Raw genomic sequence first — 19,546 nt, 5'->3', positions numbered from 1 at the left:
CCCCCCCCCCCCCCCCCCCCCCCCCCCCCCCCCCCCCCCCCCCCCCCCCCCCCCCCCCCCCCCCCCCCCCCCCCCCCCCCCCCCCCCCCCCCCCCCCCCCCCCCCCCCCCCCCCCCCTTTTTCAAGCCGAAGACGGCATACGAGATGATACCTCCTGTCTCGTGGGCTCGGAGATGTGTATAAGAGACAGACATTCACCTCCAGTTTTAGTCTTCTGCTTGCATTACGATTCTGCGCAGGACTGGTAGGAGGCACAACAATGGGGGTGGGTATCAGTATATTGATAAATCTTGCACCGGCTAACTTGCGCGGAAAAATGTTGGCGACGGTCATTGCATCATTTTCGATGGTAAGCATTGTCGGAATGCCCGCGATACTATTTTTGTGTGCTCATTACGGCTGGCATGTCGCTTTGTGGTTTATCAGTACGCTGTGTTTGTTGGCATTGCCACTGATTGTTTCCATCATCCCTCCGGATCCACTCTCTTTCGACACACCCCACGCACTGCCACTCGACGTTAATACTTTGCTGTTCGCTTCCAGTAATGCGCTGGTACAATTTAGCCCGATGCTGATCATTCCTGTTCTGGTACCATTAATGACCCAACTGCTGGGCGCCTCTCAAGACCTGCTGCCATGGCTGTTTTTCGCCGGGGGCATTGCAGGATACCTGTCAACAAAAATGACAGGCGCGTTAACTTCCCGTTTCTCTGCTTTGGTTCTGGCTACAGGGTCAACCATCGTCTTTATAGTGAGTTTGCTAATACCCATTCTGGGCTATCCGCATGCGGGGCTATTTATTACTGTATTTCTCGGTGCATCATACAGTCGTCTGGTTTCCTCCTCGGCGCTGACCATTCAGTTTCCTGATGACAGGCAACGAGCAGGATTCTCTTCATTGCAGTCATCAATAATGTACATGATCACAACGGTCGCATTTTTTCTGTCAGCTTTTCTATTACCTGGGCACGCCATAGCACCACAAAATATGAACACGTTGCTGGGGGTATGTGCAATTTCCGCATCAGGGTTCCCAATCATGGTTATCATTCTGAAAAAGAAACTGGCTAAGCGTACGCTCCAACCGAATCATCTCATCAATGATTAGCATAACGTCCGCTGTTGGCACTGAGCAGACTTTCAGATCTGGTTGGGCATAGAAGTCACAAGGGGTTCAGATAAAGATGGATGCCGAGACAGCCTATATGATCTCGTGATGTTGGCTCCCGGCTTTCGTCGTGGCGGAGTACCCCGAACAAGGTGAAACCGCCGCCGATGAAGGGGGAACCAACCTGGCGAACAGGCCGTTACGCGTATGCATCCAACGTTCTTTTGCTACAAATCTTTTTCATCGCCCGGTTTTTATAGCAGTTGATGGTTTTTAGCCTGAGCTTGAGCTTTTTGGCGATCTCATAAGGCTGTGCACCGCTGTAGATTTCGTTGATGACGATCAGCTCTCGGCCGGTCAGATACTGCCGGCTTGTGGCTTCCTCTTCCTCGGCATCAAACTCATCCTGCACCGTTTGGCGAGGGAATATCGCTAGCAAGATATCCTCTACACAGGCATTTTTATCCAGAGTGATAAAATGGTTGTACATATCCGGGTTGGTCAGGCACAGGCTGTTTTCATACATCAAGATGATCCTGGCCTCCAGCGTGCCCTGCTCAAGGGCTGCATAGAGCGCGGAACAGGCACCGTAATAATTAATAAAGCCGCAACTGCAATCCAAAATCAGAAAATCACAGGCGCTATTTTTCAGCTTCGGCAGCGTGTGAGCCTCAAATGTCTCTTTCTCGAAGGGTAATTCATGCAACGCTATTTTATTGTGGGGCAAGGTTTCACCGTGCCTAAGCAGCGCGTGTAAGCCAGCGGAGAAATAGCGGTCATTACTCACCGTGTAGATATGAATATCAGGCATAGTTGATCATCCTAATCAGTAATAATCCTATCTGGTGCGCGGGTTGGCGGATGAGCCGCAATCTTGTCGATGGCGTGCACGGTTTTTTGCCGACTTTCTGAAAATCAGGATGAGTTTCTTGCTGCACATCCAACAGCAGCCCGCCCCCTCAACGTAGGGAGGAACGTTCCCTGTCAGCTCTATGGAAATATCACAATGTGGGCAATAGGCGACATACTCGCAGTAAGCCATGATATTTACTCATTCCATTGATTTATATTGAAAATTTATATTGCATAGGATAGCAGAGATGTTTTTAATGATCAATAAAATAGATCGATATGACAAAAACAATTGATTTTATCGATAAGTTACCAATTATTTCAATAAAATCAAAAGATAAGAACAATCCTTAACTTATCGGTCAATTACTGAGAATGACTCATATATATTCACTGAATGTATGTATTAGTGTTTAATTGTTTGAAATATGAATTATTGATATTTCTCGTCTGTGGTCGGTTTGGCGGCAGGCATATTGATGGTGTGGGCAAGGGGAACAGGGCAATTTTATGCAAGAGGAGGGGGCGAATTGCTACAGCTTATTAGGGGGCAAATGCTCCCGGCATGATGGCAGGGAGCACATAAGATTACTTCAGGAAATCTTCACGCTGTGGAGTGAAGGTATCCAGTAAGGTTCCGGCCTCCAGGCAGACGCAGCCATGCACCACGTCGGGCTTTTTGTACAAGGTATCACCGGCAGCTACTTCTTTGGTGACGCCATCGATGGTGAAGCTGAAGCGGCCGGAAAGTACGTAGGTCAGTTGCTCGTGCGGGTGGCTATGCAACGGGCCGACAGCACCTTGGCTAAAGTTGACCTCCACCGCCATCATGGTGCCGCCATGAGCGAGGATACGGCGTGTCACGCCGCTCCCTAAATCTTCTAACGCACAATCCTGTTTGTAGATAAACATGGTTGTTCCTCAATCAAATAGTGCCATCAAGCAAAGAGATCTTCCGGCAAGCGGGCTAGATACAGCGCAGGTTCACCCTCAAAATCTGAAGTGAAGAGCACTTGCCGGTTGTCCGGGGTAAAGGATGGGTGCGGATGCGTTACCTGACGGTCGCCATTCAGCACGCGCCATGAGCTGTTATGCGCGGCCAGGCGTGCCTGACGTTTTTGTTTGGCGTCGAACACGTAAAGCCACGGGTCGTTCTCAATGGTGTAGCCTTGAGAATCCTTGATATCGACCGGCGTAGCCGAACCGTCACCCACTAACATGCTGCCGTCGTAGTTGCTCATCAGGTGCGAACAGGCTGGCATGGTCATCACGATCTCGTCCTGCCCGGTTTGTGGATCGTAACGGCAGATGTTGCGCTCTTGCTGGCCTTTCAAATAAGAGACGTACATCAGGGCCGAACCGTCCGGCACCCAGAATTCGTGGGTGCAGCTTTCGCCTGGGGCATGAGTTTTTACCTTGCGCATATTGCTGCCGTCTTCGTTGATCAGCCACATGCGGGCATCTACCAGATCGTGCGGCCCTTCGTGGCAGAAGGCGACGCAGTCGCTATGGTATGGGCGATAGATTGGGTGGCCCAGCCAGAGGCGGTCTTCATAGATCACACGTGATTCACCGCTGGCCAAATCGACACGCAGCAGGCGGCAATGCGGGTTTTTGGTGAAGAAGCTGTGGAAAATTTTCCAGTCGGTCAGCGGTTGCCAATCCTGGCGATCGATTTCGATGCCCACCAGGCAGGTGCATTCACTGTTGGCAACCCAGGTACCGTAGCCAACCCACTCTTCAGGCACTCGATACACGGTTTGTTCATTGCAGTTGCTCAGTTCTACCCGGCGCAACTCACGCTCATTCTTCACGTAATACAGGAAACGATCGTCCGGGGATAAAAAACCGCCGAAGGTATTGTCGCCCGGGCCTTCGGTCAGTTGCACCGCTTGCTGCAGTTGCAGATCCAGCAGGTAGTAGTTGCGGTTACCGTCAAACTCACCAGCAAACAACAGTTTACTGCCGTCGTTGGTGAAACATTTCTGGTAGAAATAATTGCGGTGGCACAGCACTTCAGGCGGTGTCAGGCGAGTGAGTTGTGCGCCGGTACCGGCATCGGTTGTACGATGGAAATTGAACTGGTGGATTGAACCTTTAGCCACGATGGCCTCCCTTAACCTTATCGATAAACCGCCGCTGTTCGGGCGATCATTTAATTAAATAAAACATTGTTTCATAAATTTAGAAAAATGATATCAAAGTGACGAATTAGGCCAACCCGAACGGGTGATTTATGAGAGCTGCATCGCATAAATCGTTGCGCTTTGCCCGATTGATGGCGGATCGCGGTTTTGCTCATAGCCAACCAGCATGACGCCGTTGCATGCTCGCCATTATAGAAAGATAACGCATGGGCAATCCCTGATGCTGGGGCTGCGGCCAGATGCTGCCCGCGTTTTAAAAATGGCTAAATGAGATCCCCTTATTTTTTATGTGACTTTCATCACAACATTATAACTCGCCTAAAAGTATAAAACGTTATTCCTGTAAAAATGAAATTGCAGTTCATTATTTTTGTTTGCGAGAAGAAACGATGACAACTAATGGTATTAACGCTCTGGGTAAGGGAAGAACGGTCAGGCTCGGGCATCAGCTGGCTTATGGCGGGGGGAACCTGCTGGGCAGCGGCGCGCTGGCAATCAGCGGTGCCTGGCTGCTCTATTTTTACACCACGTTCTGTGGGCTGACGCTGCTGGAGGCGTCATTCATCTTCTCGGTTGCGAGCGTCATCGATGCTATCAGCAACCCGGTGATGGGCTATCTGACCGATAACTTTGGCAATACCTGGCTCGGTAAGCGCTTTGGTCGGCGCCGTTTCTTCTTGCTGATCGGTGCGCCATTGATGGTCTTTTACCCGCTGCTGTGGGTTGAGGGCTTTGGTTTTTGGTACTACCTCGCCACCTACGTCATTTTCGAACTGATTTATACCTCGGTAATGGTGCCCTACGAGACGCTGGCGACCGAAATGACCGATGATTTCGCCATGCGCTCCAAGCTGACTGGCTATAAAGCGATTTTTGGCAAGATGGCCAACTTTTTGGCGGCGTTTATCCCAGGGCAATTTATTCTGCTCTACGGCAAAGAGTCGGCCCAGCCTTTTCTGTATACCGGTATCACCTATGGGGTGATTCTGTTTATTGCCATCACCGTGCTGTATCTGTTCTCCTGGGAACGCAAGGATGAAGCGATAGCGGAGGTTAAGCATAAGAAATCGCTGCTCAAAACGTTGGCTTCATTGGCGCGGGATATGCAATCGACCTTCTACCTGCGGGTATTTCGCAAGCATCTGGGCATGTATCTGTTCGGCTTTGGTGCGGAATGGCTGTTTGCCTCGGTATTCACCTATTTCGTGATCTTCGTGCTGCAATACGATCCCGCCATTCTGGCCGGATTGAACAGCCTGAATGCCATCTTACAGCTGATATCGACCGCCATCTTTATTGGTCTGTGCGTGAAAAAAGGCTTCAGTAAACCTTATTCCTGGGCGCTCGGTATCGTGATGTTTGCGGTCTGTTGCTATTCCCTGCTGCACTTCTTTAACTTGCCTGCGCATATTGCCACTGCTGCCATCATCGGCATCACCGTGATCTTCGGCCTGGGCACCGGCGGCGTGTATTACATTCCCTGGACGGTATATACCTTCCTGGCGGACGTGGATGAGGTCTTTACCGGTCGCCGTCGCGAAGGGATCTATGCTGGGGCGATGACCTTCTCCGGAAAGATTATGCGTTCGATTATCGTCTTCACCATGGGGGCGATCCTCAGTTACTACGGCTTCCAGTCCAAGTCTCATACTCAGCCGGAAACCGCCATTACCGCGATCTCCTGGGTGTTCTTTGCTGGTGTGATCTTGTTGGCGCTGATGGCGATTGTCTTTAGTAGCCAGATGACGCTTAACCGCCAAACTCACCAGGTGGTGCTGTACGAAGTGGCCCGCATCAAGGCTGGCGGCAAGATCGGCGATATCAAACCCGACGTTCGCCTGGTCATCGAGAAACTGGTGGGGCTGCCCTACGAACAGTGCTGGGGCAACAGCAAGATCTGCCAGAAGATGAATATCACTCCTGAAGTTTCAGCCCCTGTGTATAAACCGGCCTAACCGGCCTGATCTCACCAAAACCCAGTAACAGGATCTTCTCGCCAACATGGCGGGGGGATCCCTACCTATTAAAAACAAGGAAAGGGAAATGAAGATCGTACCTCTGTCGTTATTAATTGCTCTGGCCAGCGTGTGTCATCACGGTGTCGCCGCACCGCTGCCTGCCGCTAATGAACTGGTTTGGCAGGCCGTCGCTTTTGGCCAGTCAACGGATGTCAACTTTGCCACCAACGTGCTGCCGGAAAAAGTGGGCACCAATCAGGTGACGATGGCCAACGGTAAGCCGATGCTGGCCGGGCCGCTGAAAATGCCGTTCCACGTTGAAAGCCGTGGGGGCAAAATCGGCAATAGTCATGATGGCCTGACCTTCTACTACACGCGCGTTCCTGCCAATGCCAATGTGGTTCTGGAGGCGGAGGTGACGGTCGATCAGTTTGGCCCGGAAAATATGGCTCTGCCCGCCGGGCAGGAGGGGGCGGGATTGCTGATCCGCGATATCCTCGGCAAACCAAGGTTGGAGAAGATCCAGCAGGGTTATGAGGAGTTTCCGGCGGCATCCAACATGGTGATGAATGCCATCATGACGCAGGATAAAAAGGATCATCAGCGGGTCAAAATGACGCTGATTTCCCGCAATGGCGTGCTCAACTCCTGGGGCAACGCGGGTGTCGAGATCAAACGTGAGAGCTATCAGCCCGAGGTCGAACTGCAAAAAACGCCAAGCTTCCGGCTGCGTCTGGCTCGCACGGATCAGGGGTTTACCGCGGCCTACGCCCCGCTAGGTAGCGACAATTGGGTCAGTAAAACGACCAACGATCCGCGCCGCGTCACCAAGCTGGATCCTGAAGGTTACTACGTGGGCTTCTTTGCTTCACGTAACGCACGCATTACCGTCACACAGGCCAGCCTGACGCTCAGCGAAAGTCAGCTTCCGGCGGCACAAGAGTTCGCGGTTAAAGCGATGCCGCTGCAGATCGAGATCGGTTCTGCGCCAATATCCGCCACGGAGGATTACGTCTTCCAGCTCCGCAGTAATGAGAGTGGCACTCTGTCGCTAAGCCAGGACGGCGTGGTCATTGCCGCAGAGCGTAAGGTACCGGCTGGGGAGATGCTGGCGGTGAAGGTTGTGTTGAAGAAGGCCGAAACCGCGCTGGATTACCGTTTCACCACGGTAAAAGGCAACGCTCAGAGTGACAAGTTGCTGGTGCGCAAAGCGCGCTATGCCGACGCCGCTAATCTGTATGCTGCGCCACAGGGCAAAGCCGAAAATGATGGCAGCCAGCAGCACCCGCTGGATTTTGCCACCGCCGTGCAATCATTAATGCCGGGCGGCACGCTTTGGCTGGCGGCGGGGGATTATCCCTTGGCTGTCATACCTGCCGTAGCCAGTGGCACTGCCAAGCATGCCAAAAAGCTCCGGCCGCTTGGGGATGAAGTGGTGCTGCACGGGATGGAACTGGAAGCCAGCCATTGGGATATTCAGGGCATCACGGTAACGGAAAAAAGCCTGCGTATTACGGGCAGCCATAACCACCTTGATCGGGTGGTGGCACACCATGCGGATGATACCGGAATTGTCATTTCCTCCCCGGCCAACGCCGATCGACCACTATGGGCCAGCCACAACCTGATCACCCATTCCGAATCATACGCCAACAAGGATCCAGGTCTGATCAATGCGGATGGGTTTGCCGTCAAAATGCGTGTGGGTGATGGAAATCGGCTAGTCGCCTGCTTCTCCCATGACAACGTAGATGACGGTTTTGATCTGTTTAACAAGATTGAGGATGGCCCGAACGGTAAGGTGATCATTGAGAACAGCGTCGCGCTGCGTAATGTCAATAATGGTTTCAAACTGGGGGGAGAAGGGTTGCCAGTGGCCCATCAGGTGACTAACAGCCTCGCCATTGAAAACGGCATGGATGGGTTTACCGACAACTTCAACCCTGGCGCACTGCAAGTGACCAACAATATGGCGATTGATAACCAGAGGTTTAACTACATTTTCCGCCCGGGCCCATATACCACGCAGGATAAACAGGGTGTATTCAGCGGCAACGTCTCGCTGCGCAGCAAGCCGGGAGAATATGCCGATGCGGTGGTGGGGAACATCGCCGACAACAATGCCTTTATGTTATCAGCAGTGAAATGACCCTCTTTAGAGACGCCGCATGTGATGAACCTGCGGCGTCGTCTTTTCCCTGGTGAAAACGGCACACATCACACAATCAAAAATTACTTTCATTTAAATTAAAACATTGTTTCAATTTTATTGATCGCGTCAGGGATAAGCGTTAGACTTGCGCCATCATGATGACAGGGGCGGGCAATATCGCTCCCCCTGTATGGCAGCAAGCTGCGGACACTGGCGGGATTGCAACGCTATCCCCACTTTTGACAAGGGCCGCTGATGCCCTGAGTACTAAGGACAAGAGCATGATTCTCGATAATTTTTCATTACAGGGTAAAGTGGCGATTGTGACCGGTTGTGACACCGGGTTGGGACAGGGGATGGCCATAGGGCTGGCTCAAGCGGGTTGTGATATCGTTGGCGTTAACGTGGTTGAGCCGGAAGAAACCATCGCCAAAGTCACCGCGCTGGGGCGTCGTTTCCTGAGCCTGAAAGCCGACCTGAGCAAACTGGAAGTGCTGCCTGAGCTGCTGGAGCGCGCGGTGGCCGAATTCGGCCATATTGATATTCTGGTTAATAACGCGGGCATCATTCGCCGCCAGGATGCGCTGCAGTTTAGCGAAAAAGATTGGGATGACGTGATGAACCTGAACATCAAGACGGTGTTCTTCATGTCTCAGGCGGTGGCCCGCCAGTTTATTGCCCAAGGCACCGGCGGCAAGATCATCAATATCGCCTCCATGCTGTCTTACCAAGGCGGCATCCGTGTGCCGTCTTATACCGCGTCCAAGAGCGCCGTGATGGGGGTTACTCGTCTGTTGGCCAACGAATGGGCCAGCCACGGTATCAACGTGAACGCGTTGGCTCCTGGCTATATGGCGACGAACAATACTCGCCAACTGCGCGACGATCAGGCTCGTAGTGAGGAAATCCTCGAGCGTATCCCGGCTGGCCGTTGGGGCCTGCCAGAAGATCTGATGGGGCCGGTGGTATTCCTGGCGTCACCAGCGTCGGATTACATCAATGGCTACACCGTAGCGGTAGATGGCGGCTGGTTGGCTCGCTAACCAGACAAAGAATAACCGATTGATTTTATTTGCGGAGAGCGAAAGATGAATATTGCACTGATGATGGAAAACAGCCAGGCGGGTAAAAATGCGCTGGTACTCGAACAATTGCAGGCGGTTGCGGCTGGCAATCATGATGCGGTGTTCAACGTGGGTATGAGCGATGAGCAGGATCACCATCTGACCTATATTCATTTAGGGATTATGGCCAGCATTCTGTTGAACGCCGAAGCGGTCGACTTTGTGGTCACCGGCTGTGGTACCGGGCAGGGCGCCTTGATGTCACTGAACATTCATCCTGGCGTAGTGTGCGGCTATTGTATCGATCCTGCGGATGCTTTCCTGTTCGCTCAGATCAACAACGGTAATGCGCTGTCTCTGCCGTTTGCCAAAGGCTTTGGCTGGGGTGCAGAGTTGAACGTGCGCTATATCTTTGAGAAGGCCTTTACCGGGCGTAAAGGTGAAGGTTATCCGGTAGAACGTAAGGAACCTCAGGTTCGTAACGCCGGTATCCTCAATCAGGTTAAGCAGGCAGTGATCAAAGACAACTACCTTGATACGCTGCGTGCCATCGATCCAGAGCTGGTGAAGACCGCCGTTAGCGGCCCTCGCTTCCAGGAATGCCTGTTCTCCAACGGTAAAAAGCCGGAGATTGTGGCGTTTGTCAAAGAACTGCTGGCCCGCGCCTGATGTTCTTCAGGTGGCCGAATATCGGCCACCTGTTTTCCCCACCGCTTGTTGTCTACCCCAGCTACGTTAAAATGGTTTCATATTCCGTGTTAAAGGAAAGATTATGAAGCTGATGTTCGCCTCGGACCTGCATGGTTCGCTCTCCGCCACCGACAAAATCCTCGAATTGTTTGCTCAAAGCCAGGCCGATTGGTTGATACTGTTGGGGGATTTGCTTAATCACGGTCCGCGTAACGCCTTGCCAGATAATTATCAGCCCGCGCAGGTGGCCGAACGATTGAATCACGTTAGTGACAAGATCGTTGCCGTTCGCGGTAATTGCGACAGTGAAGTCGATCAGATGCTGCTTTCCTTCCCGATGATGGCCCCTTACCAACAGGTGCTATTAGCCAAAAGACGATTGTTTTTAACCCACGGGCACCTTTATCATCCCAACACATTACCGCCTTTAACGCGCGGAGACGTGCTGGTGTATGGCCATACGCATTTGCCCCAGGCACAAAGGCAAGGGGATATCTACTGCTTTAATCCGGGCTCGGTCAGCATCCCGAAAGGGGGTTTTCCAGCCAGCTATGGCATACTGGCAGACGACGTCTTGAGCGTGCTCGAGTTGCACAACGGCAAGGTTGTTGCAGAGGTGGCGTTAACGCACTAATTTTATAGACCCGATAGCTCGAAAATGGCAGCCAGGGTTGTTCCTTGGCAGAGCTGGGACACATACCAAAAATAATTGAAGCATAACCCGTGCGCGGCATGCATCGCGCCCAAAAAAGAAGGTTTTACAGGATGGCGGAACAGGATCAGGCTGCAGATACCGAGTGGGTTGATATCGTCAACGAGCAAAACGAAGTGATTGCTCAGTCCAGTCGTCAACAGATGCGTGCCCAACGGCTGCGTCATCGTGCGACCTATATTGTGGTGCATGATGGCATGGGGAAAATTCTGGTGCAGCGGCGCACTGACACCAAAGATTTTTACCCGGGTTGGATGGATGCCACCGCAGGGGGCGTGGTACAAAGCGGGGAAAACGTGTTGGACTCTGCCCGCCGTGAGGCGGAAGAAGAGCTGGGTATTGCCGGGATCCCGTTTGCCGAACATGGCCTGTTCTACTTTGAAGAGGAACAGTGCCGTATTTGGGGGGCGTTATTTAGCTGCGTCGCCAATGGCCCGTTTGCCCTGCAGGAAGAAGAAGTGGCTGAAGTGAGCTGGTTGACGCCAGAGGAGATCACCGCTCGCTGCGACGAGTTCACCCCCGATTCGCTGAAGGCATTATCTCTGTGGCTGACGCGTAATAACGGCCAGGATCACGGTAAGCCGCTGCCGCGCGAAAGCAGAGCCAGCTCTGGCGAGGAAGACGCCTGATTTAACGCACGGCCTTGCTTGCTATCCATAGAGTAGCAAGGCCGTCTATTCTTCTCCCTCCCAGTTAGGCTCTCGCCCCTTGCCAATCACCTTAAATCACAAATGTAACCATCAATGACGACGTTCATACTTCCCTTCTCGACTCAAATCCGCTGATTCTACCTACCTACAATTGACTAACCGATCTCATCAACATTGCTATCCTTGTCGTTACAAAACCATCAAGAAAAAATATCATTATTTTTCATTGCCTTGTGCTGGCTTCGGTGCGTGGTTTTGATAATTTTTGCTTTTAAATAAAAAAATCAAAACAACGTTTCTACTTTGGTCACACTTTTGCTATCCGCTGAATGACGTTGGAAAAATTTCAGATATAATAATTTGAAATAGTGTTTCAGTTTGTTGGTTGGTCGATGACAGGATCATCTGGGAGACCGGAAAATGGAATTATCCTACTGTAGCAAGCAACCCGAAAGCATAGTGACAATGCGAACATTGGCCGCAGATCACTGGCTGAGATTGACCAGCGATCGCCTGAAAAAATTTATCGATTTATCACGACGGGGAGGATGCTGAACCTGGGCAGACTGCCGGGCTTGTCATTTCTAATGTTTAATCGTACTTAAATTTTACTTAACTAATTTCATTTCTTTTTCTATTTAAATGGCTATGGGTAACAACCATGAATGAAAACAGAATGCTGGGGTTAGCCTATATATCACCTTATATAATAGGGTTGATCATATTTACGGCGTTCCCCTTTGTGTCATCATTCTTGCTGAGCTTTACGGAATATGACCTGATGAATCCCCCGGTGTTTAACGGGGTAGAAAACTATCGTTATATGCTGATGGAAGACCATCTTTTTTGGAAATCGATGGGCGTCACCTTTGCATATGTGTTTCTGACCATCCCGTTAAAATTGGCATTTGCGTTAGGTATCGCTTTTGTTCTTAATTTCAAACTACGCGGCATCGGCTTTTTCCGTACCGCATATTACGTTCCTTCGATTCTGGGCAGCAGCGTGGCTATCGCCGTGCTATGGCGTGCTTTGTTTGCCATCGACGGGCTGCTAAACAGCTTTATCGGTGTCTTTGGGATGGATCCGGTCAACTGGTTGGGAGAGCCTTCACTGGCATTAATGTCGGTCACGTTGCTGCGTGTATGGCAGTTCGGCTCTGCGATGGTGATCTTCCTGGCGGCGCTGCAAAACGTGCCACAGTCACAATATGAAGCGGCCATGATTGATGGTGCTTCCAAGTGGCAGATGTTTATGAAGGTCACGGTACCGCTGATCACGCCGGTGATTTTCTTCAACTTTATTATGCAGACCACGCAGGCGTTCCAGGAGTTTACGGCTCCGTATGTGATTACCGGGGGCGGGCCAACCCATTACACCTATCTGTTCTCACTGTATATCTACGATACCGCCTTTAAATATTTTGATATGGGTTACGGTGCCGCATTGGCGTGGATCCTGTTCCTGGTTGTGGCCCTGTTCGCCTCAATCGCCTTTAAATCATCGAAGTATTGGGTCTTCTACTCGGCAGATAAGGGTGGCAAAAATGGCTGACATGCAACAGAACCAATTACCCATGTCCAGCGCGCAGGAAATCGCTGAGCGTGAAGTTCAGCGCACATTGCGCCGGGAAAAAATCAGCGCCGCTATTCGTTACGTTGTGCTGCTGCTGGTGGGATTGTTGATGCTGTATCCGCTGGTGTGGATGTTCTCGGCCTCGTTTAAACCCAACCAGGAGATCTTCACCACTCTGGGCCTGTGGCCAGACAATGCGACCTCGGATGGTTTCGTCAACGGTTGGAAAACCGGCACGGAATATAACTTTGGTCACTACATGCTTAATACCTTTAAGTTTGTGATCCCCAAGGTGTTATTAACCATTATCTCTTCAACCATTGTGGCCTACGGCTTTGCCCGCTTTGAGATCCCGTGGAAGAAATTCTGGTTTGCCACGCTGATCACCACCATGTTGCTGCCAAGCACGGTGTTATTGATCCCGCAATACATCATGTTCCGTGAAATGGGCATGTTGGACAGCTATCTGCCGCTCTATTTACCGCTGGCATTTGCGACCCAAGGGTTCTTCGTCTTTATGTTGATCCAGTTCCTGCGCGGTGTGCCACGGGATATGGAAGAGGCGGCCCAGATTGATGGCTGCAACTCGTTCCAGGTGCTGTGGTATGTGGTGGTGCCGATCCTGAAACCGGCGATTATCTCCGTCGCTCTGTTCCAGTTTATGTGGTCGATGAATGACTTTATTGGCCCGTTGATCTACGTCTACAGCGTCGATAAGTACCCGATTGCGCTGGCGTTGAAAATGTCTATCGACGTGACAGAAGGTGCGCCGTGGAACGAAATCCTGGCTATGGCAAGCATCTCTATTCTGCCGTCCATCATCGTGTTCTTCCTGGCCCAACGCTACTTTGTGCAGGGCGTTACCAGCAGCGGAATTAAAGGTTAATTGAGGATCTATCATGGCTGAAGTCATTTTTAACAATCTGCAGAAAGTGTACAGCAACGGTTATAAGGCGGTGCATGGCATCAATCTGACCATTGCCGATGGCGAGTTTATGGTGATTGTCGGCCCTTCCGGCTGTGCCAAATCGACCACGCTGCGGATGCTGGCAGGGCTGGAGACCATCAGCGGCGGCGAAGTGCGCATTGGCGACCGCGTGGTGAATAACCTGGCCCCTAAATCCCGTGGTATTGCCATGGTGTTTCAGAACTATGCGCTGTATCCGCATATGACGGTAAAAGACAATCTGGCGTTTGGTTTGAAGCTGAGCAAGCTGCCTAAAGAGCAGATTGAAGAGCAGGTTAACGAAGCCGCCAAGATCCTGGAGCTGGAAGAACTGTTGGATCGTTTGCCACGCCAACTCTCTGGTGGGCAGGCGCAGCGTGTGGCCGTGGGCCGCGCAATTGTGAAAAAACCAGACGTGTTCCTGTTCGATGAACCGTTGTCTAACCTGGATGCCAAGCTGCGTGCGTCGATGCGTATTCGTATTTCCGACTTGCACAAGCAGCTGAAAAAGAGCGGCAAACCGGCAACCACCGTCTATGTCACCCACGATCAGACCGAAGCCATGACCATGGGCGACCGTATCTGCGTGATGAAGCTGGGCCATATCATGCAGGTGGATACGCCAGATAACCTGTACCACTTCCCGAAAAACATGTTTGTCGCCGGCTTTATCGGCGCGCCAGAAATGAACATCAAGCCGAGCAAGCTGGTAGAGAAGGACGGCAAAATCGGCCTTACCGTCGGTAATTACACCTTGACCCTCAGCCAGTATCAACAGGATAAGGTCGCCAGCTTTGTCGGGCAGGACGTGTTCTTTGGCGTGCGGCCTGAGTTTGTGTCGATTTCAGAGTCGCCGTTTGAGGGCAACCACTCCGAAGGAGAACTGGTCCGCGTCGAGAATATGGGCCATGAGTTCTTTGTTTACCTGAAGGTGAATGATTTTGAACTGACCTGCCGTATTCCTTCCGATGACGTTAAACCGATCCTGAAAAATGGGCTGCATCGTCCGGTTTACTTCAAATTCGATATGGATAAATGCCACATTTTTGATGCGAAAACAGAAAAGAATATTTCTCTTTAACAGGAGTAGTAAATAATGAAAAAAATAGTCTTACGTACTCTGGTAGCCTCGTCCATGGCGATATTTGCCCATCAGGCTTTTGCCGCTGAACAGGTTGACTTACGTATGTCCTGGTGGGGAGGCAATGGCCGCCATCAGGTTACGTTGAAAGCGATCGAAGCGTTCGAGAAACAGAACCCGAATATCAAGGTGAAATCGGAATATACCGGCTGGGACGGCCACCTTTCACGTCTGACCACCCAGATTGCCGGGGGCACCGAGCCGGACGTGATGCAAACCAACTGGAACTGGCTGCCGATCTTTTCAAAAACCGGCACCGGGTTCTATGACCTGAACAAGGTGAGTGAGTATCTGGATCTGACCCAGTTTGATCCCAAAGAGCTGCAAACTACCACGATTGACGGCAAGCTGAACGGCATTCCGATTTCAGTGACCGCGCGCGTTTTCTATTATAACGATGTCACCTGGAAAGACGCGGGCGTGCAATATCCCAATAACTGGGATGAGTTGCTCGCCGCCGGTAAAACTTTCAACGAAAAACTGGGCGAGAAATATTATCCGGTGGTGTTAGAGCATCAGGATACCTTTGCCTTGTTGCGCTCGTATATGATCCAAAAATATAACGTTGATATTATCGACGAGTCTAAGAAAAAGTTTGCTTACAGCGAAGCGCAATGGGTCGACTTTTTCCAGATGTATAAAGACATGGTGGATAGCCACGTCATGCCGTCATCGAAATACTATGCTTCGTTCGGCAAAAGCAATATGTATGAGATGAAACCCTGGATTGCGGGGGAGTGGGGCGGAACCTATATGTGGAACTCCACCATCAACAAATATTCCGACAACCTGAAGGCACCGGCCAAGCTTGAACTGGGGCCATACCCGATGTTGCCAGGAGCCAAGGATGCCGGATTGTTCTTCAAACCGTCGCAAATGTTCTCGATTGGTAAAAGCAGCAAGCATCCAAAAGAAGCGGCAATGTTGATTAACTTCCTGTTAAACAGTAAGGAAGGCGTCGAGGCACTGAAGCTGGAGCGTGGCGTACCGCTGAGCAAAGTGGCCGTCAACCAGTTGCGCGAAAGTGGTGCGATCCAGGATAACGATCCAGCAGTTTCCGGGTTGAAACTGGCGCTGTCACTGCCGCATGCCATCACTGCGTCGCCGTATTTTGATGACCCGCAGATCGTCGTGCTGTTCCAGGATGCCATTCAGAATATCGATTATGGTAAGAAAACGGTTCAGGAAGTCGCGACAGATTTCCAGCGCCAGGGCGACCGTATTCTGAAACGCGCAATGAGATAAGGCTTACTTAAATAGCTGTTAGTTTTAGTGATACAGCTGGGAGCTATGCAGAACGCCGGCACGCCGTGAACCCGTCCTTGGGGGCTCGAATCGCGCATCCATGCGCTCAACGGTCGGCTAACCTGCATAGCGCCCATCTGTCAGAGGCTTAAGGTGGCGCGGTATCACGTACGACTATTTATGTTGGGTAATCTTTATTCATCAAAAAAGATAAAGTTTGTTTTAAGTTAAATGTTCGCTATTTCCATTATTGAGTAATACGTATTTTAAATAACACTATAATCCCCTTAAATAGAGTGGGGATGTCTTTTCTATAATTAATGATAAGGGTAGTAATAATGAAATTTAAATTATTGACTCTGGTGTTAGCCTCTGTAGCAAACTTTAGTGCAATGGCCATGTCGCTCGATTTGCGCCATGAATGGCAGGATACCGGCAAAGGCGATCATAAAAATCGTATGTTGGTCTCGCATCGTTTCGATAACGGCCTGGGATTCTCTCTGGAAGCAAAATGGCGTCAGGATCCTTCAGACTCAACGCCTGATAAACCTTTCCACGAGCAGGTCAGTAATGGGACAGAAGCCGTCGTCAGCTATCAGCATAAATTTGATGCAATCACTCTACAGCCTGGCTTCTCGCTAGAGTCCAACAGTAATAATAACGGCTATCGCCCTTATCTGCGCGCGCAGTATAACTTTACTAAAGACATTTATGTGGCGGGCAGATATCGCTACGAATATAAGCGCACCACCTCCAAAGGATCAGAGGGGGATGAGAAAACCAACCGTGGTGATTTTTGGTTAGGTTATAACTTCTACAAAGACTGGTCGGCCGAATATAACTACGTGTATAAGAGCAGCAACAAGGTTATTTTTGACGACGGTAAAACCGATTACGAACATAACGTCAAACTGGCTTACAAATGGGATAAAAACTGGAAGCCTTATGTTGAAGTCGGGAACGTGAAGCAAGATAGCAAAAATGATAACCGCCAGACGCGCTACCGTGTTGGGGTCTCTTATAGCTGGTAAGTGTGGTTAAGTTACCGGGAATACCGCCTTATTGGCGGGTTCCCGGTATCGTCATCGTTAACAACTGCTACGACGGCACAGGGTTGAAGGGATCGAACCTTCTGGTTGCCAGGGCTGATCGTTCAAGCGTGCCAACAATGCCTTACCTGCCTGGATACCAATCTCCTTATGCGGCACGGTCATGGTCGTCAGCGGTGGCTGGCAGACCTGGCTGACCTCGCTGTTGCCAAACCCCACGATAGCCAACTGCTCCGGCACCTTGATCCTCCGCCGCTGGCATTCATACAGCGCGCCACAGGCCAGTTCATCAGACGCACAGACCAAGGCATCCAACTCCGGCCAGGCCAGTAAAAACTCCGGCAATTGCTGGGCGCCGAGGCTGAAGCTGGCGGGTTGCGCGGCATTAATCACCCGATGAGGGGACATGTGGTTTTGCAGTAGCGCTTTGTGCCAGCCTTGCAGATGCTGTTGGAAAATCCACTGCTCCTGATTGGCGCACAGCAGGCCAATATTTTGATACCCGCTGGCAATTAAGGTTTGAGTGAGTTGATACATGGCTGCGACGTAATCAATGCCGATATTGATGTCGATCGGGTCGGTGCGGATTGCCCCAATCTCCACCACCGGAATATTGGCGGCGGTTAATGCCTGACGGGTATTTTCAGAATGTTCAATGCTTAACAGCACGGCCGCCGCCAGGTTGTAAGAGAGCAGGGTTTCCAGCAACGTTTCTTCACGCTCGATATGATGTTGGGACTCGGCCAGCATGATCTGGTAACCCGCCGGTTGCAATACCCGCTGTAACCCGGCAAACATATCCGCACAGCCGGACTCGGAAAAACTCGGCACCACCATGGCGATGGTATAAGAAGACGCCGAGGCTAACGAGCTGGCCGCCAGGTTGGGGAGGTAACCCAGTTCACTGACCGCCGACTCGATTTTTTCTCTCAGCTTATCTGAAACCTGCTCCGGCGTGCGTAGCGCCCGCGAGACGGTCATGGTGCCCACGCCTGCCAATTGGGCCACGTCGGCCAGGGTAACCCGGCCGGTACTGCGTCGTTTTCTACCGATCGACATTGCTGATCCTGACTGAAATGCGCGCATAACGCATAAATGAGCTCATGGGTTGAAAGCCATTACTGGGCTTCGTGGTTCCCGCTTCTGTACCCATTCTACCCCGTTCCTCAGGTGATCGATAAAAAAACTAAGCCGCCGGGTTTCGTCCGCGATAGTTTTGATAGCGCTATCACAGATCTGGATGATTGATTTTTGGTAGCGCTATCTTTGTGCGTTTAATCACAGTTTAACCCCAGCACGTTGATTAAAGTTTTACCGTCGCCGGGCTATTGCATGACGGCCACGCGCCATCAAACGATCCATAGCCAACAGATTTCGTCCCGTTAGGGGTCGGAAACTCTGGCGGCTTAAGGGAAATACCCATAAGGAGGAGATGTGCTCAACGACTGGCTGAACGCCGACCACATTCAACTGTGCGATCAGGTTAGCGACTGGCAGGAGGCGGTCACGCTTAGCGCCCAGCCGCTGCTGCAGCGCGGAGTGATCACCGCCGATTACCTGACGGCCATATTTCGCCAACATCAGGCGCTGGGGCCCTATTTCGTGTTGGCACCTGGTATCGCGATGCCCCATGCCAGGCCGGAGGAGGGCGCCAAAGCGCTCGGTCTTTCACTATTGAAGATAAATCAGGGCGTGCATTTTCAGTCAGAAGATAACGACCCGGTCTTCATCGTGGTGATGCTTTCCGCTCCAGATAGCAGTAGCCACATTGAAATGATCTCGCAGCTGGCCGAGTTATTTTCTGATAGCGAAGCCATGGAGAAACTGTTCCTGGCGCAAACCAAACGGCAAATTGAGGATGTTATCGCCAATTATTAATCTCTAACCGGTTTTACTCGCAACTTTTGATAATACTCAGCATCCGATAGATATCGGGTGACGCTATCCCACACATAAAATTTGGCAGGTAATAATTATGAAAATCATGGCTATTTGTGGCTCAGGATTAGGCAGCAGCTTTATGGTGGAAATGAACATCAAGAAAGTGCTGAAGAAAATGAATATTGAGGCGGAGGTTGAACACTCTGACCTTTCCTCGGCAACGCCGGGGGCGGCAGATATCTTCGTGATGGCAAAAGATATTGCCGCTAGCGCCAGCGTGCCTGCCGACCAGTTGGTGGTGATCAGCAATATTATTGATATTAATGAGCTTGAAGCCAAGCTGCGTGCTTACTTCGCAGCTCACTCCATTATTTAATC

At 51.2% G+C, this 19,546-nt stretch carries 18 protein-coding genes and 1 pseudogene; 15 read left to right on the top strand and 4 right to left on the bottom strand.

Annotated features, from left to right (window positions below; translation table 11 throughout):
- Window positions 1-183: hypothetical protein (locus tag JHD74_RS08980; protein ID WP_199062437.1), on the top strand; the 183-nt coding region annotated here is incomplete at its 5' end.
- A 7-nt stretch (window positions 184-190) separates the two neighbouring features.
- Window positions 191-1,108, top strand: a pseudogene (locus JHD74_RS08975) (MFS transporter); the annotation flags it as partial.
- Between the two features lie 199 nt (window positions 1,109-1,307).
- Here the strand turns inward: JHD74_RS08975 and JHD74_RS08970 are convergent.
- The 3 genes from JHD74_RS08970 to JHD74_RS08960 form a co-directional block, all read right to left on the bottom strand.
- A complete protein-coding gene (locus tag JHD74_RS08970) occupies window positions 1,308-1,919 on the bottom strand; it encodes a LuxR C-terminal-related transcriptional regulator (RefSeq protein WP_199062436.1) in 612 nt (203 codons plus the stop codon).
- A 629-nt stretch (window positions 1,920-2,548) separates the two neighbouring features.
- On the bottom strand, window positions 2,549-2,872 hold the full coding sequence (locus JHD74_RS08965; protein ID WP_024530670.1) for a cupin domain-containing protein: 324 nt from the start codon (window positions 2,870-2,872) through the stop codon (window positions 2,549-2,551).
- Between the two features lie 26 nt (window positions 2,873-2,898).
- Complete coding sequence (locus JHD74_RS08960; RefSeq protein WP_199062435.1) at window positions 2,899-4,065, bottom strand: oligogalacturonate lyase family protein; 1,167 nt, start codon at window positions 4,063-4,065, stop codon at window positions 2,899-2,901.
- Window positions 4,066-4,496: 431 nt separating this feature from the next.
- Here JHD74_RS08960 and JHD74_RS08955 point away from each other — a divergent pair, with 431 nt between their 5' ends.
- The 11 genes from JHD74_RS08955 (at window position 4,497) to JHD74_RS08905 (ending at window position 17,269) form a co-directional block, all read left to right on the top strand.
- On the top strand, window positions 4,497-6,062 hold the full coding sequence (locus JHD74_RS08955) for an MFS transporter (RefSeq protein ID WP_024530672.1): 1,566 nt from the start codon (window positions 4,497-4,499) through the stop codon (window positions 6,060-6,062).
- Window positions 6,063-6,150: 88 nt separating this feature from the next.
- Window positions 6,151-8,214 carry a right-handed parallel beta-helix repeat-containing protein gene (locus tag JHD74_RS08950; protein ID WP_199062434.1) on the top strand — a complete coding sequence of 688 codons (2,064 nt, stop codon included), beginning with the start codon at window positions 6,151-6,153 and terminating at the stop codon, window positions 8,212-8,214.
- Between the two features lie 284 nt (window positions 8,215-8,498).
- Entirely contained in the window at window positions 8,499-9,260 is a 762-nt protein-coding gene (gene kduD / locus JHD74_RS08945) for a 2-dehydro-3-deoxy-D-gluconate 5-dehydrogenase KduD (protein ID WP_065683085.1), read from the top strand.
- Between the two features lie 45 nt (window positions 9,261-9,305).
- On the top strand, window positions 9,306-9,950 hold the full coding sequence (locus JHD74_RS08940; protein ID WP_021178550.1) for an RpiB/LacA/LacB family sugar-phosphate isomerase: 645 nt from the start codon (window positions 9,306-9,308) through the stop codon (window positions 9,948-9,950).
- A 103-nt stretch (window positions 9,951-10,053) separates the two neighbouring features.
- Window positions 10,054-10,605 carry a phosphodiesterase gene (gene yfcE, locus JHD74_RS08935; RefSeq protein WP_024530674.1) on the top strand — a complete coding sequence of 184 codons (552 nt, stop codon included), beginning with the start codon at window positions 10,054-10,056 and terminating at the stop codon, window positions 10,603-10,605.
- A gap of 131 nt (window positions 10,606-10,736) precedes the next feature.
- Entirely contained in the window at window positions 10,737-11,312 is a 576-nt protein-coding gene (gene yfcD, locus JHD74_RS08930) for an NUDIX hydrolase YfcD (protein ID WP_199062433.1), read from the top strand.
- Between the two features lie 682 nt (window positions 11,313-11,994).
- Window positions 11,995-12,885 carry a carbohydrate ABC transporter permease gene (locus JHD74_RS08925; protein ID WP_024530676.1) on the top strand — a complete coding sequence of 297 codons (891 nt, stop codon included), beginning with the start codon at window positions 11,995-11,997 and terminating at the stop codon, window positions 12,883-12,885.
- On the top strand, window positions 12,878-13,792 hold the full coding sequence (locus JHD74_RS08920; protein ID WP_024485192.1) for a carbohydrate ABC transporter permease: 915 nt from the start codon (window positions 12,878-12,880) through the stop codon (window positions 13,790-13,792). Before JHD74_RS08925 ends, JHD74_RS08920 begins: the two co-directional genes overlap by 8 nt.
- Before the next feature lie 13 nt (window positions 13,793-13,805).
- On the top strand, window positions 13,806-14,933 hold the full coding sequence (locus JHD74_RS08915) for an ABC transporter ATP-binding protein (RefSeq protein ID WP_024530677.1): 1,128 nt from the start codon (window positions 13,806-13,808) through the stop codon (window positions 14,931-14,933).
- A gap of 15 nt (window positions 14,934-14,948) precedes the next feature.
- Window positions 14,949-16,238, top strand: a complete 1,290-nt coding sequence (locus tag JHD74_RS08910) for an ABC transporter substrate-binding protein (RefSeq protein WP_024530678.1) — start codon at window positions 14,949-14,951, stop codon at window positions 16,236-16,238.
- A 338-nt stretch (window positions 16,239-16,576) separates the two neighbouring features.
- Window positions 16,577-17,269, top strand: coding sequence for an oligogalacturonate-specific porin KdgM family protein (locus tag JHD74_RS08905; protein ID WP_024530679.1), 693 nt, complete (start codon window positions 16,577-16,579; stop codon window positions 17,267-17,269).
- A gap of 57 nt (window positions 17,270-17,326) precedes the next feature.
- Here the strand turns inward: JHD74_RS08905 and JHD74_RS08900 are convergent, their stop codons facing one another.
- On the bottom strand, window positions 17,327-18,346 hold the full coding sequence (locus JHD74_RS08900) for a LacI family DNA-binding transcriptional regulator (protein WP_024530680.1): 1,020 nt from the start codon (window positions 18,344-18,346) through the stop codon (window positions 17,327-17,329).
- A 375-nt stretch (window positions 18,347-18,721) separates the two neighbouring features.
- On the opposite strand from JHD74_RS08900, the gene JHD74_RS08895 reads away from it, so the two are divergent.
- On the top strand, window positions 18,722-19,165 hold the full coding sequence (locus tag JHD74_RS08895) for a PTS sugar transporter subunit IIA (RefSeq protein ID WP_024530681.1): 444 nt from the start codon (window positions 18,722-18,724) through the stop codon (window positions 19,163-19,165).
- 97 nt (window positions 19,166-19,262) lie between these two features.
- Window positions 19,263-19,544, top strand: a complete 282-nt coding sequence (locus JHD74_RS08890; protein WP_024530682.1) for a PTS sugar transporter subunit IIB — start codon at window positions 19,263-19,265, stop codon at window positions 19,542-19,544.
- Window positions 19,545-19,546: the final 2 nt, after the last annotated feature.

Origin of the sequence: Serratia sp. ASV30 (assembly GCF_016428815.1) — a bacterium.
Lineage (GTDB): Bacteria > Pseudomonadota > Gammaproteobacteria > Enterobacterales > Enterobacteriaceae > Chania > Chania fonticola_C.
This window is presented reverse-complemented; position numbering and strand designations above follow the sequence as displayed.

Coding starts and splice junctions, on each gene's coding strand:
- JHD74_RS08970 (WP_199062436.1), bottom strand. CDS start 1,919: ATGCCTGATATTCATATCTACACGGTGAGTAATGACCGCTATTTCTCC.
- JHD74_RS08965 (WP_024530670.1), bottom strand. CDS start 2,872: ATGTTTATCTACAAACAGGATTGTGCGTTAGAAGATTTAGGGAGCGGC.
- JHD74_RS08955 (WP_024530672.1), top strand. CDS start 4,497: ATGACAACTAATGGTATTAACGCTCTGGGTAAGGGAAGAACGGTCAGG.
- JHD74_RS08950 (WP_199062434.1), top strand. CDS start 6,151: ATGAAGATCGTACCTCTGTCGTTATTAATTGCTCTGGCCAGCGTGTGT.
- kduD (WP_065683085.1), top strand. CDS start 8,499: ATGATTCTCGATAATTTTTCATTACAGGGTAAAGTGGCGATTGTGACC.
- JHD74_RS08940 (WP_021178550.1), top strand. CDS start 9,306: ATGAATATTGCACTGATGATGGAAAACAGCCAGGCGGGTAAAAATGCG.
- yfcE (WP_024530674.1), top strand. CDS start 10,054: ATGAAGCTGATGTTCGCCTCGGACCTGCATGGTTCGCTCTCCGCCACC.
- yfcD (WP_199062433.1), top strand. CDS start 10,737: ATGGCGGAACAGGATCAGGCTGCAGATACCGAGTGGGTTGATATCGTC.
- JHD74_RS08925 (WP_024530676.1), top strand. CDS start 11,995: ATGAATGAAAACAGAATGCTGGGGTTAGCCTATATATCACCTTATATA.
- JHD74_RS08920 (WP_024485192.1), top strand. CDS start 12,878: ATGGCTGACATGCAACAGAACCAATTACCCATGTCCAGCGCGCAGGAA.
- JHD74_RS08915 (WP_024530677.1), top strand. CDS start 13,806: ATGGCTGAAGTCATTTTTAACAATCTGCAGAAAGTGTACAGCAACGGT.
- JHD74_RS08910 (WP_024530678.1), top strand. CDS start 14,949: ATGAAAAAAATAGTCTTACGTACTCTGGTAGCCTCGTCCATGGCGATA.
- JHD74_RS08905 (WP_024530679.1), top strand. CDS start 16,577: ATGAAATTTAAATTATTGACTCTGGTGTTAGCCTCTGTAGCAAACTTT.
- JHD74_RS08900 (WP_024530680.1), bottom strand. CDS start 18,346: ATGTCGATCGGTAGAAAACGACGCAGTACCGGCCGGGTTACCCTGGCC.
- JHD74_RS08890 (WP_024530682.1), top strand. CDS start 19,263: ATGAAAATCATGGCTATTTGTGGCTCAGGATTAGGCAGCAGCTTTATG.